Source organism: Ruegeria arenilitoris (assembly GCF_013031355.1).
GTDB classification, from domain to species: Bacteria; Pseudomonadota; Alphaproteobacteria; order Rhodobacterales; family Rhodobacteraceae; genus Ruegeria; species Ruegeria arenilitoris_C.
Window position 1 is genome coordinate 1 of sequence record NZ_WPZO01000005.1, and the last position, 15343, is coordinate 15343.

General features: G+C 59.3%; 14 protein-coding genes. 6 read left to right on the forward strand and 8 right to left on the reverse strand.

What is annotated here, in order from left to right:
* Positions 1-172: 172 nt before the first annotated feature.
* The 8 genes from GOX63_RS13085 to GOX63_RS13120 are packed head-to-tail and all read right to left on the reverse strand — an operon-like array spanning position 173 to position 7450.
* Entirely contained in the window at positions 173-1015 is an 843-nt protein-coding gene (locus GOX63_RS13085) for a fumarylacetoacetate hydrolase family protein (protein ID WP_170328974.1), read from the reverse strand.
* 18 nt (positions 1016-1033) lie between these two features.
* Positions 1034-1780, reverse strand: coding sequence for an SDR family oxidoreductase (locus GOX63_RS13090; protein ID WP_170328976.1), 747 nt, complete (start codon positions 1778-1780; stop codon positions 1034-1036).
* 8 nt (positions 1781-1788) lie between these two features.
* On the reverse strand, positions 1789-3291 hold the full coding sequence (locus GOX63_RS13095) for an aldehyde dehydrogenase (NADP(+)) (RefSeq protein ID WP_170328978.1): 1503 nt from the start codon (positions 3289-3291) through the stop codon (positions 1789-1791).
* A gap of 13 nt (positions 3292-3304) precedes the next feature.
* Entirely contained in the window at positions 3305-4417 is a 1113-nt protein-coding gene (locus GOX63_RS13100; protein WP_170328980.1) for a fumarylacetoacetate hydrolase family protein, read from the reverse strand.
* A 1-nt stretch (position 4418) separates the two neighbouring features.
* Positions 4419-5249 (reverse strand): amidohydrolase family protein, encoded by an 831-nt coding sequence (locus tag GOX63_RS13105; RefSeq protein WP_170328982.1) that lies wholly within the window; start codon positions 5247-5249, stop codon positions 4419-4421.
* Positions 5246-5674: an L-fucose mutarotase gene (fucU, locus tag GOX63_RS13110; RefSeq protein ID WP_170328983.1), complete on the reverse strand. Its 429-nt coding sequence runs from the start codon at positions 5672-5674 to the stop codon at positions 5246-5248. Before fucU ends, GOX63_RS13105 begins: the two co-directional genes overlap by 4 nt.
* Positions 5664-6716 (reverse strand): aldo/keto reductase, encoded by a 1053-nt coding sequence (locus tag GOX63_RS13115; protein ID WP_170545921.1) that lies wholly within the window; start codon positions 6714-6716, stop codon positions 5664-5666. The genes fucU and GOX63_RS13115 overlap by 11 nt, the downstream gene beginning before the upstream one ends.
* Positions 6713-7450, reverse strand: a complete 738-nt coding sequence (locus GOX63_RS13120; protein WP_170545923.1) for a GntR family transcriptional regulator — start codon at positions 7448-7450, stop codon at positions 6713-6715. The genes GOX63_RS13115 and GOX63_RS13120 overlap by 4 nt, the downstream gene beginning before the upstream one ends.
* Positions 7451-7532: 82 nt before the next feature.
* Here GOX63_RS13120 and GOX63_RS13125 point away from each other — a divergent pair, with 82 nt between their 5' ends.
* The 6 genes from GOX63_RS13125 to GOX63_RS13150 all read left to right on the forward strand — a co-directional run bounded on the left by GOX63_RS13125 (position 7533) and on the right by GOX63_RS13150 (position 15333).
* Complete coding sequence (locus GOX63_RS13125; protein ID WP_170545926.1) at positions 7533-9086, forward strand: UxaA family hydrolase; 1554 nt, start codon at positions 7533-7535, stop codon at positions 9084-9086.
* Positions 9087-9127: 41 nt separating this feature from the next.
* On the forward strand, positions 9128-10654 hold the full coding sequence (locus GOX63_RS13130; protein ID WP_170328991.1) for a sugar ABC transporter ATP-binding protein: 1527 nt from the start codon (positions 9128-9130) through the stop codon (positions 10652-10654).
* Positions 10651-11658 (forward strand): ABC transporter permease, encoded by a 1008-nt coding sequence (locus tag GOX63_RS13135; protein ID WP_170328993.1) that lies wholly within the window; start codon positions 10651-10653, stop codon positions 11656-11658. Before GOX63_RS13130 ends, GOX63_RS13135 begins: the two co-directional genes overlap by 4 nt.
* A gap of 36 nt (positions 11659-11694) precedes the next feature.
* On the forward strand, positions 11695-12639 hold the full coding sequence (locus tag GOX63_RS13140; RefSeq protein WP_170328995.1) for an ABC transporter substrate-binding protein: 945 nt from the start codon (positions 11695-11697) through the stop codon (positions 12637-12639).
* 187 nt (positions 12640-12826) lie between these two features.
* Positions 12827-13471 (forward strand): GNAT family N-acetyltransferase, encoded by a 645-nt coding sequence (locus tag GOX63_RS13145; protein WP_254435950.1) that lies wholly within the window; start codon positions 12827-12829, stop codon positions 13469-13471.
* A gap of 92 nt (positions 13472-13563) precedes the next feature.
* Positions 13564-15333, forward strand: coding sequence for an adenylate/guanylate cyclase domain-containing protein (locus tag GOX63_RS13150; RefSeq protein ID WP_170328997.1), 1770 nt, complete (start codon positions 13564-13566; stop codon positions 15331-15333).
* Positions 15334-15343: the final 10 nt, after the last annotated feature.

The following is a 15343-nucleotide window of genomic DNA, read 5'->3' on the forward strand; positions in this document are numbered from 1 at the left end:
GCGGCATCAAGGACAGCGGAAACGGCGTCAAAGAAGGCGTCATCGAAGCCATGAAATTCTTCACTAACGTCAAAACATACTCTCTACCCTGGCCGAGCTGAGTACCCTGACACTAAAAACAGTAAGGCCCCGGTCCATCTGGCCGGGGCCTTTTTTCGCTCGGGTCAACAGGTCAGCCCTGCACAACATCCTGACGCTGCACGCCCAGCCCTTCGATGCCCAACTCCATCTTGTCGCCCGGCTTCAGATAGGTCTGTGGGTTCTGCCCCATGCCGACGCCCGGAGGGGTCCCGGTCGAGATCACATCGCCCGGTTGCAGCGACATGAATTGCGACAGGTGCGAGACGACAGTTGCCACTCCGAAATGCATCGTGTTGGTCGATCCGTCCTGATAGCGGTGGCCGTTGACCTCAAGATACATCGGCAGGTTCTGCGGGTCGGTAACTTCGTCCCGCGTCACCAGCCAGGGACCAATCGGGCCGAACGTGTCGGCGGATTTACCTTTGACCCATTGACCCGAGCGGTGCAGCTGGAAGTCACGCTCTGACAGATCATTGACCACGCAATAGCCAGCCACATGGTCCAGTGCTTCGGCCTCGGAGACATACTTCGCCTCTTTGCCGATCACCACGCCCAGCTCAACTTCCCAATCGGTTTTGACCGAGCCGCGCGGGATTTCAACGGTGTCGTTCGGGCCAACGATGGCAGATGTCGCCTTGAAAAAGATCACCGGTTCAGCGGGCAGTTCCATACCGCTTTCGGCTGCGTGATCGGCATAGTTCAGGCCGATACAGATGAACTTGCCGACCTGACCCACACAGGCACCGATGCGCGGTTCGCCCTCGACAACCGGCAGCCCGGCCAGATCAAGCCCGCTCAGGCGCGCTAAGCCTTCATCGCCCAGCATATCGCCAGCGATATCATCAACGACGCCGGACAGATCGCGGATATTGCCCTCCGCATCCAACACACCGGGCTTTTCCGCGCCGACCGATCCATAGCGTAAAAGCTTCATTTCCTGTTCCTTTTCAACTCAGATGGTCCAACCGCCGTCGATGGCAAAGGGCTGTCCAGTGGTGTAGTTGCTGGCGTCGCTTGCAAGATACAGGGCAAGTTCCGCCACTTCCTGGGCTGTACCGATCCGGCCCATCGGCTGACGCGCGATGAAGTCCGTCATCGCCTGTTCGTAATCCCCGGTGGATCGCAGTCGGTCATGCAGGCTGGGGCTGTCGACCGTTCCGGGACAGATCGCGTTGCAGCGGATGCCCTGCGTCACGAAATCCGCAGCGACCGACTTGGTCAAACCGATCACCGCAGCCTTGGAGGCACAATAGGCAAAGCGGTTCGGCACGCCTTTCAGAGACGACGCGACCGAAGACATGTTGATGATCGATCCACCGCCATTTTCCAACATCGCAGGCAGGGTCAGGCGGATCAGCCGGTACATGGCCTTGACGTTCAGATCGAAGCTGAAATCCCAGTCCGTTTCTTCGCAATCCAGAATAGATCCACCCGCGACATAGCCCGCGCAGTTGAACAACACATCCAGCGGCGGCAGATTCGCCGTGGCCGCCTGAACGGCATCCGCATCGGTGACATCCAGTTTCAGGGTCTGAACGCCTGAGATTTGCCCAAGTTCACCTAGCGCCGCCTCATTGATATCGCAGGCAATAACACGCGCGCCCTCGGCCGCAAAAAGTTCGGCTGAGGCACGCCCGATTCCCTGACCTGCGGCGGTGATGAGGGCTGTTTTGCCGGATAGACGGTTTGAGGAAGTCATCGCAGCTCTCACAGTTGTTCAGGCAAAAGATCGGTGGGCAAGTTTTGATAGCAAACCGGTCGCAGAAAACGCCGGATCGACAGGGTGCCAACCGAGGTTGCGCCGAAATTGGTCGAGGCAGGGTAGGGGCCGCCATGCACCATGCTGTCACAAACCTCCACACCAGTGGGGAAGCCGTTGGCCAGCAGCCGTCCGGCCTTGCGTTCCAGCACAGGGACCAATTTGCGCGCGGTGTCCGCATCCTCTGCGTCCATATGCAGGGTGCAGGTCAGTTGCCCTTCGACTGCGCGTGCGATGTCGGTCATCTGATCGACGTCCCGGGCGCGCACGATGATGCCGGTGGGGCCAAAGACCTCTTCATGCAGGCTGTCATCAGCCAGCCAATTGTCGCCGGAGACGACAAACAGGTTCGGGGCGGCGCTGCGGGGCGCGCTGTCTTTGCCGACGATCTGAACAACTCCGGCCCCCTCGGCGAATTGTGCCACGCCCTTGCGGTAAGCGTCCGCGATACCGCTGGTCAGCATCGTCTGTTCGCCCGTCTTGTCCAAAGCGGACTGCGCCGCTGCCTGCAAAGCATCGGCATCCGGCCCGTCCACCACGATGGCGATACCGGGGTTGGTGCAGAACTGACCTGCGCCCATAGCCAGGGAACCGGCCCAACCGGTGCCAATCTCGGCTCCCCGCGCCGCCGCAGCGTTTGGCAGAACGAACATCGGGTTGACTGAGCCCAGCTCACCAAAGAACGGGATGGGCTCCGGACGCTGTGCGCAGATGTCGAACAATGCGCGACCTGCACGCAACGATCCGGTGAACCCCACCGCCCGGATCAACGGGTGTTGGGCCAAGGCCGTTCCGACCCCGATCCCGTCGCTTTGGATCAACGAGAATGTGCCAGCAGGATTGCCGGTCGCCTTGATTGCGGCATCGATTGCCTGCGCCACGATCTCGCCCGTACCGGGATGTGCTGGGTGGCCTTTGACGATCACGGGACAGCCCGCAGCCAAGGCCGCCGCCGTGTCCCCACCCGCGACCGAGAACGCCAGCGGGAAGTTCGACGCGCCAAACACCGCAACCGGACCCAAGGGGCGCTGGATCATGCGCAGATCAGGGCGGGGCAGAGGCGCGCGGTCCGGCAATGCTGGGTCGTGGCGATGGTCCAGATACGCACCGGCTTCGATGTGATCTGCGAACAGACGAAGCTGGCCGACGGTACGGCCTCGCTCACCTTGCAGCCGCGCCTCGGGCAGGCCGGTTTCCTGGCATCCGATCTCGGTGATTGCATCGCCGCGTGCGTCGATCTCGTCCGCGATTTTCCGCAGCAGCGCCGCCCGGTCGGCCCGCGTGGACCAGCCAAAAGTGGCAAAGGCCTCTTCTGCGGCCTGAACGGCGGTGTCTACATGCGCGGGTGTCCCTACAGAGAAGTCGTGGCTTGGACCATGTGCAGGGTCCGACGCGAAAGTGGCCTCGGTCCCGACCCATTCGCCCGCGATCAGGTGTTTTCCGGTCAACATGTTCAATTCTTCCTTAAATCAGCCCGCGCCGGGCGAGGTTTCGCATCAGATGAGACGCCCCGAATTTCCATTCCGGGCATTCGGTCGACAGGCGCACCGTATTGGTCAGCGCGCCCAGCTTATCGTTTGAAATCGTGACGATATCACCCAGTTTATGAGTGAACCCACCCCCCGGAGTATCCCGATCCTGGGTCGGTGCAAAGAGTGTTCCGAGAAACAGCATCAACCCGTCGGGATATTGGTGATGCCGCCCGATTGTCTGGGCCACCAAATCCTGCGGATCTCGGCTGATCTGCGCCATCGAGGAATGACCCGTCATCTGAAACCCGTCAGGCCCGGTCACCGTCAGTGTCAGTTCGGCAGCGCGTACGTCATCCAGCGTGAAACTGTCATCGAACAGCCGGATCATTGGTCCGATCGCGCATGAGGCGTTGTTGTCCTTGGCCTTGCTCAGCAACAGGGCCGAGCGTCCTTCGACATCGCGCAGGTTGACGTCATTGCCCAGCGTGGCGCCCTTGATCTGACCCTGTGAGGTGACGGCCAGAACAACCTCGGGTTCCGGGTTGTTCCAGGTCGAGATCGGGTGCAGCCCGACATCCGCGCCAAACCCAACCGAAGACAGCACCTGCGCCTTGGAGAACACCTCGGCATCCGGGCCGATCCCGACCTCCAGATATTGGCTCCAAAGCCCCTCTGTGATCAGCGCCTCTTTGACCTGCGCGGCCGCTTCGGACCCCGGCACGATATTGGTCAGGCTGTCGCCAATACGTGCGCCGATGCGGGTGCGGATCGCGTCGGCCTTGGCCGGATCACCTGCGGCTTGCTCTTCGATCACCCGCTCGACCATGGAGCCTGCGAAGGTGACACCACAGGCCTTCACCGCCTGCAGATCACACGGAGCCAGCCAGTAATGGTCGGCATCCAGAGAACCCAACGCCTCACCAGGTGCGGAACGCGTGTAATCGGCGGCATCCTCGCGTTCGAGGATATCGCGTACCGTCGGTGCCTCTTTGGAAGTGATATCAAACAGTTGTCCGTCGCGCGGGGTCACGACGCAAGGACCTACACCCTCGCGTTCCACACGCCCCAGCCACAGTCCTTCGGCATCCAGTTTCGGAAAGTTCATTTCAATCCCTGAGGTTATAGGCTTGGGTGGCATTGCCCCCCAGCACCGCTTTGCGTTCGGGTTCCGTCAGCGCAATTAACAGTTCATCGGTGGTATCCAGCCAATGTTGATAGCTGCTGGCCAAAGTACAGACCGGCCAGTCGCTGCCCCAGATCAGGCGGGACGGGCCGAACGTGTTCAGCAGGTGATCGACAAAGGGACGCAGGTCATCAACGGTCCAATCCGGCGCAGCTTCGGTGACCAAGCCGGACAGCTTGCACCAGGCGTTAGTGTCGCGGGCAAGTGCGGCCATGTCTTCGGCCCATCCCGAAATCACCCCGTCCTTGATCAGCGGTTTGGACCCGTGATCAATCACCACACGCATCTGCGGATGGTGCGCCAGACGCTGGCGCAGCGGACCAAGATGTTGCGGCAGAGTCAGGGCATCAAAGGTCAGACCCTTGCGTTGCACCTCCTCAAATGCCGGTGTCAGAGCATCCCCCAGCATCCAGTTCGGATCAGGAATGTCCTGAATCATCGGCCGCAACCCAACCAGAGCCGGGTGCGCGGACAGTGCCTCGATCTGCGCAGGCGCATCGGCGGCTTCGAAATCAACCCAGCCGACCACGCCTTTGATGAACGGAGTCTGATCGGCCAGAGACAGCATATATTCCGTCTCGGCCACGGTCGGGGCAGCTTGCACCAGAATCGTGCCTTCAATCCCTGCCTTTTCAAGCAAGGGTATTAGATCTTCCGGTGTGAAGTCTCGGTAAATCACGGCAAGCTCTGGCGTTAGCCAGCCGTAGTCACCCCGCGCCAACGCCCAGAAATGCTGATGCGCGTCGATCCTCATCCAATGACGCCTTTCTTGAGGATAATGTTGCCATACAGCCTGCGCTCGCCTGTCTGAACGATGGCAAAGGCGCTCGCGGCGCGATCGTAAAAGGCAAACCGCTCCACTCCTTGAATGCGGGCAGGGCAGTCTGCCGTAGCATCGATGATGGTTTGAAACTCCGCCACGGCTTCGGGCACGGTGCCCGGGTCACCGACCACCTGCATGGTCAACGCCGGATCAGGCACGTAGGTATCCAACGGCATGACGGACAGCACTGCCTTCAGCATTTCACTGGCCGAAGACCCATCAGCGCGGATGCAAGTCGGGCCAATGCTTGAACCAGGAAAATTCGCGTCCGCGATCACGATCTCATCCCCGTGACCCATAGCGCGGAGCGCGTGCAGTAGTTCCGGCGAGAGGATCGGGTCGATGTTACGCAGCATTGGCGGCCTCAGTTGGCAATGGCGCATCGGGGCGGATCAACCCCTCGGACCGCAGATCTGACCAAAGCCCCAACGGGATTTCGCGGTTCAACAATGCGACATTGGCCTGCACTTCGGCGGCACTGACCGCGCCGGGGATCACGGTTTTGACGCTAGGATGGCCCAAAACGAACTGCAGCGCGGCCGCAATCAACGGCGTGTCATGCGCGGCGCAGACCGCTTCGATCTTGCGCACCCGATCCAGAATATTCTTGGGCGCTTCGGCGTAGTTATACTTGGCGCCCGGCACGGCCCCGGTGGCCAGAATGCCTGAATTGTACGGCCCGCCCAGAATGATGCCCACGTCCCGCTGTTCGCAAAGCGGCAGGAAACTGTCCAACGCTTCTTGTTCCAGCAGAGTGTACCGGCCAGCCAACAAAAAGCTGTCGAAGTCGCCCAACCCCAACAGTCTTTCGCAAACCTGCCATTCGTTCACTCCGGCACCGATTGCCGCAACCTCACCGGCCTCGCGCAGCTCGATCAGCGCCTTGTAGCCGCCACCATCGAACAACTCGCGGACCTTCGCGTCCGACATCTCTTGACTGCCTTGGCTGAAGACACAGACATCATGCACCAGCAGTATATCGGCCTTGGCGACACCAAGCCTTTCCCGGCTCGCCTCATAAGACCGCATCACGCCGTCATAGGTGTAATCGAACACGATGCGTTTTTGCGGCACATCTACAAAGGCTTCGGGCGTTACCTCATGCGGCTCACAATCCAGCAGCAGACGTCCGATCTTGGTCGAAAGCTGGATGTTTTCACGTCCAAAGCGGGCGATGGCCTCACCAAACCGATGCTCGGACCGGCCAAGCCCGTATTGGGGCGCGGTGTCGAAAAACCGGATGCCCGCATCATAAGCCGCCTGCAAAGCGGCCTGCGCATCCTCGTCCGAGACTTTACGATAGAGGTTGCCCAAAGGTGCGCCACCGAACCCCATGCGAGTCAGCGGCACAGGTCTTTTGGTACGATGGTTCAAAAGTTCGGTCTGCGAAACGGTCATCCTGCTTCCCGTGTTGGCTGAGAGGTGATGTTGAAAAGATGCGGCTGCTCCTGAATCAGGACCTCGATCCGCGGCATCAGCTGCCCCAGATGGTGCCGCATGGCCGCCTGCGCCGCCTGTTCATTGCGGTCCAAAATCGCGGCGTGAATGGCTCGATGTTCTGCCAGGGTTTCCGCAATCCGCCCCGGTGTCGGCAGCAACAGCATCCGGGCGCGACTGACTTGCAGGGAAACGGTCTGCGCCACGTCGCCCAGACGCTTGAAACCGGTGAATTGCATCAGCAGCGCGTGGAATTCCTCATCCGCTTGGTAGAAGCCGGGAATATCCTCATCTTCGATCAGCAGCTCTTGCAGACGCATGTTCCGGCTGAGTTTCTTGCGCTGATCCTCGGTCAGATCACGCGCCACCTTGGCGACGGTTGCCAGCTCCAAGGCCTCACGCAGGAACATGCCTTCGCGGATTTCCGGCATCGAGAAATAGGACACCCGCGTTCCCGATTGCGGCACCACGTCCACCAGCCCCTCGGCGGCCAGCCGGGCAATCGCCTCGGTCACTGGCGCGCGCGACACACCCAGCCGTTCGCAGATCGGCGCCTTTCTGAGCGTCGCCCCGGGTGGGAAATCCAATGACAAAATGGCCTGCTTAATTGCCAGGTAGACCCGCTGCGCCAACGAGCCTTCATCCGATGCAATATCGCGCAGCAGCTGCGCGTCGATGTCTTGTGGTTTGGTCATGGTCTCGATCTATCATACTAACATGTTAGTTGACAAGTGTGAGATCGCGCTTTAGCAATCGAGGCAGGCAAGCGGGGACGAAATGCACGCAGACCAAGAAAATAAGGCCTCCGAGACGGCGACTCGTGACACGGTCAAGCTGAACCCAGTTGATAATGTCGTGATCGCGCTGCGCGATTTGCACGCCGGAGATCAGCCTTTCGGGCTGACCTCACCGCTGACTGGCCCCGTTCATCGCGGGCATAAGATCGCCATTGACGCGATTGCTGCCGGTGAGAATGTCATCCGCTACGGCCAGATCATCGGGCAGGCAAAAAATGACATCAAACCCGGCGACCATGTCCACGTGCACAACCTTGGTATGGGCGCTCATCAACAGGACTACGCCCATGCCAGCGCCAACACACCATTGGCGCCATTGGATGAAGGCCGCACATTTCAGGGCTTTCACCGTGCCAATGGGAAGGTGGGAACGCGCAACTACATCGGCATTCTGACAACGGTGAACTGTTCGGGTTCGGTCGCGCGCTTCATTGCTGAAGCGGCTGAGAAAACGGGTCTTTTGGATAGCTATACGAATGTAGACGGAGTGGTGCCGATCGTGCACGGCACCGGCTGCGGCATGTCCGGCAAGGACGAAGGCTATGCGACCTTGTTCCGCACGCTGGCCGGCTATGCCCAGCATCCGAATTTCGCGGGCATATTGCTGATCGGGCTGGGCTGTGAGGTCATGCAGGTCGCGGATCTGGTCGGTGGTCGGGCAATCCGGGCGGACGGCGCGCTCCGCTATATGACCATCCAGAACGAAGGCGGCACCCGCCGCACCATCGAACGCGGCTTGCACGAACTGCGCGGTATTGCGGAACTGGCCAATCAGGCCAGACGCGCCCCGGCACCGATCAGCGCGATTACGGTCGGGATGCAATGCGGCGGATCAGACGGGTATTCAGGGATCACCGCCAATCCGGCGTTGGGGTATGCCTCGGACCTTTTGGTACGCCATGGCGGCACGACAATCCTGTCGGAAACCTCGGAAGTTTATGGCGCCGAGCACCTGCTGACCCGCCGCGCCGAAACACCCGAAGTGGGCCAGAAACTGATTGAGCGTATCCACTGGTGGGAGGATTACACTGCCCGCAATGGCGGCGAGATGGACAACAACCCCAGCCCCGGCAACAAGCGGGGCGGGCTGACCACAATTCTGGAGAAATCGCTGGGCGCTGTAGCCAAGGGCGGCACCGCACCGATGCGCGACGTCTACAAATTTGGCGAGATGGTCGACAAAAAGGGCTTTGTCTTCATGGACAGCCCCGGGTTCGATCCGTGCTCGGTCACGGGGCAGGTGGCCTCGGGTGCGAACCTGATTGTGTTCACCACCGGGCGCGGCTCGGTCTCGGGCTATCAGCCGACGCCCTGCATCAAGCTAGCAACAAACTCCGAAATGTATGCGCGGATGGCGGACGACATGGACCTGAACTGCGGGGACATCGTCACCGACGGGATCAGCATCGAAGACAAGGGTGACGAGCTGTTCGAAATCCTGGTCCGCGTCGCCTCCGGTGAGAAAACCAAAAGTGAGGAACTTGGCTTTGGGGGTGTTGAATTCGTCCCCTGGCAAATCGGCGCGGTGATGTAATCCGCGCAGCCCTTGGGGAGAGGGGCGATATGGGAGGAGAAATGACAAAACTGGTCGACATGACGGGGATCGACAAACACTTCCCCGGGGTGCACGCGTTGAAATCCGTGCAGTTCGATCTGTTTCCGGGCGAGGTTCACGCGCTGATGGGCGAGAACGGGGCTGGGAAAAGCACGCTGATGAAAATCCTGTCGGGGATTTATCAGCGCGACGGCGGCGATCTGGTGATCGAAGGCAAGTCGGTCAGCCCAAATACTCCGCGCGAGGCGCAGGACCTGGGCATCGGCATCATCCATCAGGAACTGAGCCTGATGAACGACCTGACCGTGGCGCAGAACATCTTTATCGGGCGCGAACCGCGCAAAAGCTTCGGCCGACTGAACGAGGCCGCGCTGAACGCGCAGACCGCCGAGATTTTCGCTTCGATGAACCTATCGCTAGACCCGAAGACACTGGTCGGCACCCTGACCATAGCCAAGCAGCAGATGGTCGAGATCGCCAAGGCGCTGTCCTATCGGTCAAAGGTTTTGATCATGGACGAACCCACGGCCGCGCTGAACGACGCCGAGATTGCCGAGCTGTTCGTGATCATTCGTCGTCTCAAGGCCGAAGGTGTAGGGATCGTCTACATCAGCCATAAAATGGATGAGCTGAAACAGATCGCCGACCGCGTCACCGTCATGCGTGACGGTGAATATGTCGGCACTGTAGATGCGGCTGATACTCCGATCAGTCGGATCATTGCGATGATGGTGGGGCGCGAGGTGAACGAAGAACCTCTGGACGTGCCCGACCTGAGTGAGGCCGAGGTTTCATTGCAGGTGTCGAACCTGACGCGGGGCAAGGATATCCGCGAAGTTAGCTTCTCGGTTCAGAAGGGAGAAATACTGGGCTTTGCCGGGTTGATGGGGGCAGGGCGCACCGAAGTGGCGCGGGCTATTTTCGGGGCCGACCCCAAGGACAGCGGTGAAATCCGCGTGCACGGCAAACCCGTGTCGATCAAATCGCCCAAGGACGCGGTGCGCGCCGGGATCGGGTATCTGTCGGAAGACCGCAAACACTTTGGCCTGGCGACCGGAATGAACGTGCGGGACAATATCGCGCTGGCCTCAATGGACCTGTTCACCGGTATGGGTGGCGTTCTGAACGACGGCGAGATCAGCATTACGGCCAATAGCTATATCAAGCAGCTGGGCATTCGTACGCCGTCTGATGTGCAGGAGGTGCGGCTGTTGTCTGGCGGCAACCAGCAAAAGGTTGTCATCGCCAAATGGCTGCTGCGTGACTGCGATATTTTGATCTTTGATGAACCCACCCGCGGCATCGACGTGGGCGCAAAATCCGAGATTTACAAGCTGCTCGAAGAACTGGCGGATCAGGGCAAGACAATCATCGTGATCTCATCTGAACTGCCCGAGATCATGCGCCTCAGCCACCGCATCGCCGTCATGTGCGAGGGCCGCCTGACCGGCATCCTACCCGGCGGGAAAGACACCACTCAGGAAGACATCATGCATCTGGCCACCCAACGTAAGGCGGCGATGCAGGTAACAGGGACAGTACAATGACCACAGCCACGGATATCGACAAGAAAAAGCCTTTCGCAGGCCTGTCGGAAAGCGGCGCCTATCAAAAGCTGCTGGCATTTGCCAGTTTGATCGCCTTGCTCATCGGGTTTTCGATCGCATCGCCGAATTTCATGCAGACCTCGAACATGATCGCCATTCTGCAGGCCACCTCGGTTAACGGGGTGCTGGCCGTGGCCGCTACCTTGATTATCATCACCGGCGGGATCGATCTGTCACTGGGCACGCTGATGACATTCTGCGCGGTGATCGCGGGGGTGGTGCTGACCTATCTGGGGATGCCGTTGCTGCTGGGTGTGGCTGCAGCCATTGGGGCAGGGGCCCTTTGCGGTCTGTGCTCGGGCACTTTCGTCGCCAAAATGAAAATCCCGCCGTTCATCGCCACGCTGGGCATGATGCTGATCCTCAAAGGCTTGTCGCTTGTGATCTCGGGCACGCGCCCGATCTATTTCAACGACACACCCGGGTTCGACCAGATTTCGCGCGGGTCCCTGATCGGAGAGGTTTTTCCCGCGCTGCCCATCCCCAACGGCGTGCTGATCCTGTTCCTTGTGGCCATCGCGGCCTCGTACATTCTGGGTCGCACGGTTCTGGGGCGCTATACCTTTGCGCTGGGATCGAACGAAGAGGCGGTGCGCCTGTCCGGTGTGAACACCGATATGTGGAAAATGCGCATCTATGCGCTGGCCGGGGCCATCTGCGGTATCGCCGGTATCCTCATCGCCTCGCGTCTCAACTCGGCGCAACCCGCGCTGGGGTTGGGCTATGAGCTGGAGGCCATCGCAGCCGTGGTGATCGGCGGCACATCCCTGTCCGGCGGGCGCGGCACGATCCTTGGAACCCTCATCGGGGCACTGATCATGGCGGTGCTGACCAACGGGTTGCGCGTGCTGTCGGTTGCGCAGGAATGGCAGACCGTCGTGACCGGCGCGATCATCATTCTGGCCGTCTACGCCGACATGGCCCGGCGCAAGAAAACCGGCTGAACCACCAAACAAACGACCAACAAGGAGGAGAAGAACATGTTTACACGTCGTTTCATTCTGGGGGCGCTGAGCGCTGCCACTCTTGCCGCACCGGCCTCGATGGCCGCGGCCGAGGACATCTACATTCCGCTGGTGTCCAAAGGCTTCCAGCACCAGTTCTGGCAGGCGGTGAAGTCCGGCGCGGAACAGGCCGCAGACGAGTATGGCGTGAAAATCACTTTCGAAGGCCCCGACAACGAGACCATGGTGGATCGCCAGATCGACATGCTGGCCGCAGCACTGGCCAACAATCCCAAGGCCATCGGCTTTGCCGCACTGGACAGCCAGGCCGCCATCCCGCTGCTGAAACAGGCCGCCGATAAAGGTATTCCGATCATCGCCTTTGACAGCGGCGTTGACAGCGATATTCCGATCTCGACCGCAACCACAGACAATTTGGCTGCCGCAGGGCTGGCCGCAGACAAGATGGCCGAGAAGATCGGCGGTAAAGGCAAAGTCGCCGTGGTCGCGCACGACCAGACCAGCCGCACCGGTATAGACCGCCGCGACGGTTTCGTGAATCGCATCGCCGAGAAGTACCCGGATATCGAGGTTGTCACCGTGCAATATGGGCAGGGCGATCACCTGAAATCGACCGAGGTCACCAAGGCCATTCTGACCGCAAACCCGGATCTGAACGGTATCTTCGGCACCAACGAAGGGTCGGCCATCGGCGTGGTGAACGGCGTGCAGGAGCTGGGTACCGAAGGGTTGGTCATCATCGGTTATGACAGCGGCAAGGCCCAGAAGGACGCGATCAAAAGCGGCCTGATGGCAGGAGCCATTACCCAGAACCCGGTGGGGATCGGCTATGAAACCGTCAAGGCCGCTGTTGCCGCCCTGAACGGCGAAGAGGTTCCGGCCCTGATCGACACCGGCTTCTACTATTACGATGCGTCAAACATGGACGACCCGAAAATCTCGGCCGTTCTGTACGACTAAGACCAGACCACTCACGGCAAACCGGTCTGCCTGTTTCAGGCGGGCCGGTTTCTGTTCACGCGGGTCAAAAGCGTAGACCTAACAGAGCATATCCGCTGGGTCGGGATATTCTCATTTCGTATTTGTTGAACAAGTGTGTTAGGGTCTGGAATGTATTTTCTGACTTTTATTAAAGGTAGTTGATCCATTGCCAGACAAACCTATCAGCGTATTCAAGCTGCGCCCTCTGGAGAAGGCGGATCTGGAGGCCATCACCCCCTGGTTTCAGGACATCGAGGACCTCGCCCGATTTGACCGCACTTCGCGCATACCTTTCAGCCTGATGAAATCCGAAGAAATCTGGAGCGACGTTTTCAAAGCATCGGAAAGCAACTGCAAGTGCTGGTTCGTTGTCGAATCCGACAGTGGAAAAGTTATGGGATTGGCGGGTCTCGAGGCGATATCTCCGATCAATCGCGACGCCGTTGTCGCAATGTTTGTAGAAAAATCAGCCAGACGGTTAGGTTTGGCCATCAGAGCAACCGCTCTGGTTGTGGATTTTGCATTCCGTCAGCTTGGCTTAAACCGACTTACCTCGTATTATCGCGACGATAACCACATAAGCCGCGACCTTGTGGAAAGACTGGGGTGTCAGGTTGAAGGAACCATGCGGCAAGCCTGGTTCGCGGATGGAACATTTCACGACATGGTCGTCGTTGGTGTTCTCAAGCAGGATTGGATGGACCGACGCCCCATCTTGGCAAAGGAACTTGACCCGGGGACAGTCGTAACCTTCGGGTCGAACGGGATATCAGGCTGGTCCTGGCCGCCGCAGGTTGATGAGTGTGAGTAACGGGGTGTGATTTTGCTTTCTGAGTGCAAAAGCACATTTTGCTATAAACTGACGATAGGGTTCGAACGCAGCCCCTCAGACGAGTATTGAATGTGAACACCACAAATCCAAATCCTTCCATCACGCAAAAGCTGGGCGCCATCCTGTTTGCCGATGTCGTCGGCTATTCGCGCCTGATGAGCGAGAATGAGCTGGATACATACAATGCTCTGAAGCTATTGATGTCTCAGCTCGAAGAAACCTGCGCCGCGTTTCAGGGCCGGGTGGTCGAAGTGCGCGGAGACGGTATTCTGGCCCTGTTTGACACCGCCACCAGTGCGGTTGAGTTCGGGGTGGAGCTGCATCGTATCGCCAGCCAGCACAACCAGGAGCGCACGGATAATCAGCGCCTCATGTTCCGCGCTGGCGTCCATCTGGGCGAAATCCTGATCGATGATCGCGGCATCCACGGCGACAACGTCAATATCGCCGCCAGGCTTCAGGAAATCGCGGAACCTGAAAGGGTTTACGTCAGTTCTGCGGTATATGATCAGGTCTGCAATCGCCTACGTTATGGGTATGAATTTCTTGGTCCGAAAAAGCTGAAGAACATCCTGTCCCCGATCTCGACCTATTGCGTGCGCAGTGAGGTCGCCGGGGCGACAATGGCCGGGACGATGCGTCCTGAAATACTTGGAGATGTGTTAGAACGTCCCGACACGCCCTCGGTCGCCATTCTGCCCTTCAGCAGCCAGGGTGGGGATGAGTCGGACAGCTGGATCGCCGAAGGGCTGACCGACGACATCATCATGAACCTGTCCAAGTTCCGCAATCTGTTCGTGATCGCGCGGAATTCGTCTTTTTTCTTCAAGACACAGGAGATGCCACCGAAAGAGGCCGCGCAAAAGCTGAACGTGCGCTATGTCGCCCGGGGCAGTGTGCGACGGTCGGCCAGCCGTATCCGGATCACAGCGGAACTGGTCGACGCCACAACCGAACGCACCATCTGGGGCGAACGATTTGATCGCAAGATCGACGATATTTTTGACATCCTTGACGAAGTGACCGAGTGCATCGTGGCGGCCACCGCAGTGATGATTGAATCGCACGAAAAGCAGCGCATGATTCAGGCGATCCCGTCCGACCTTGAGGCGTATGGGTCCGTGCTTCAGGGTCAGCACCACATTTTCAAGTACACTCGAAACGACAACCGCAAAGCGCAAAGCTTCTACGAGTCGGCCCTTGAACTGGACGAAGGCTATGCCCGCGCGGCGGCGGCCCTGTCACGGACACTGAATATTGACTGGCGCTATTCCTGGTCCGAGGACCCTGCCACTGCGCTGGATCAGGCCCTGACTTTTGCGCAGCGCGCGATCGAACTGGACCCCACAGACGCGCGCGGGTTTGGCGAGCTGGGCTATGTGCACCTGTATCGCAAGGAACATGACGCGGCGCTGCAATCCTATCGGCGTGCTCTGGCACTGAACCCGAATGACGCTGACATGCATTCCGATTACGCCGATGCGCTGGCGCATTATGGTGACAACGAAGCCGCAATCTCACATCTCCAACAGGCGATGCGGTTGAACCCATATTTCCCAGATCAGTACCTTTGGCATCTGGGCGGCGCATATTTCAATCTTCACCGCTATGAAGACTCCATTGAAGCCGTCAACAAGATGAACAACCCCACCGAGGGACAACGCTTGCTGGCTGCCAGTTTCGCGCAACTCGATCAGTTGGACATCGCGCGTGACATTGCGGAACGGCATCGGAAGGCGCATCCCAACTTCTCGCTGAAACGGTGGGAGAGCGTGCAGCCGGATCGCCTGCCAGAAGACACTCAGCACTTTGTCGAGGGGCTGAAAAAGGCAGGCTTCTGAACGTAAAAGG

Bases quoted from the DNA above. Each gene is read 5' to 3' on its own strand.
- GOX63_RS13085 (WP_170328974.1), bottom strand. From the start codon at position 1,015: ATGAAGCTTTTACGCTATGGATCGGTCGGCGCGGAAAAGCCCGGTGTG.
- GOX63_RS13105 (WP_170328982.1), bottom strand. From the start codon at position 5,249: ATGAGGATCGACGCGCATCAGCATTTCTGGGCGTTGGCGCGGGGTGAC.
- GOX63_RS13135 (WP_170328993.1), top strand. From the start codon at position 10,651: ATGACCACAGCCACGGATATCGACAAGAAAAAGCCTTTCGCAGGCCTG.
- fucU (WP_170328983.1), bottom strand. From the start codon at position 5,674: ATGCTGCGTAACATCGACCCGATCCTCTCGCCGGAACTACTGCACGCG.
- GOX63_RS13125 (WP_170545926.1), top strand. From the start codon at position 7,533: ATGCACGCAGACCAAGAAAATAAGGCCTCCGAGACGGCGACTCGTGAC.
- GOX63_RS13115 (WP_170545921.1), bottom strand. From the start codon at position 6,716: ATGACCGTTTCGCAGACCGAACTTTTGAACCATCGTACCAAAAGACCT.
- GOX63_RS13095 (WP_170328978.1), bottom strand. From the start codon at position 3,291: ATGTTGACCGGAAAACACCTGATCGCGGGCGAATGGGTCGGGACCGAG.
- GOX63_RS13140 (WP_170328995.1), top strand. From the start codon at position 11,695: ATGTTTACACGTCGTTTCATTCTGGGGGCGCTGAGCGCTGCCACTCTT.
- GOX63_RS13090 (WP_170328976.1), bottom strand. From the start codon at position 1,780: ATGACTTCCTCAAACCGTCTATCCGGCAAAACAGCCCTCATCACCGCC.
- GOX63_RS13100 (WP_170328980.1), bottom strand. From the start codon at position 4,417: ATGAACTTTCCGAAACTGGATGCCGAAGGACTGTGGCTGGGGCGTGTG.
- GOX63_RS13120 (WP_170545923.1), bottom strand. From the start codon at position 7,450: ATGACCAAACCACAAGACATCGACGCGCAGCTGCTGCGCGATATTGCA.
- GOX63_RS13130 (WP_170328991.1), top strand. From the start codon at position 9,128: ATGACAAAACTGGTCGACATGACGGGGATCGACAAACACTTCCCCGGG.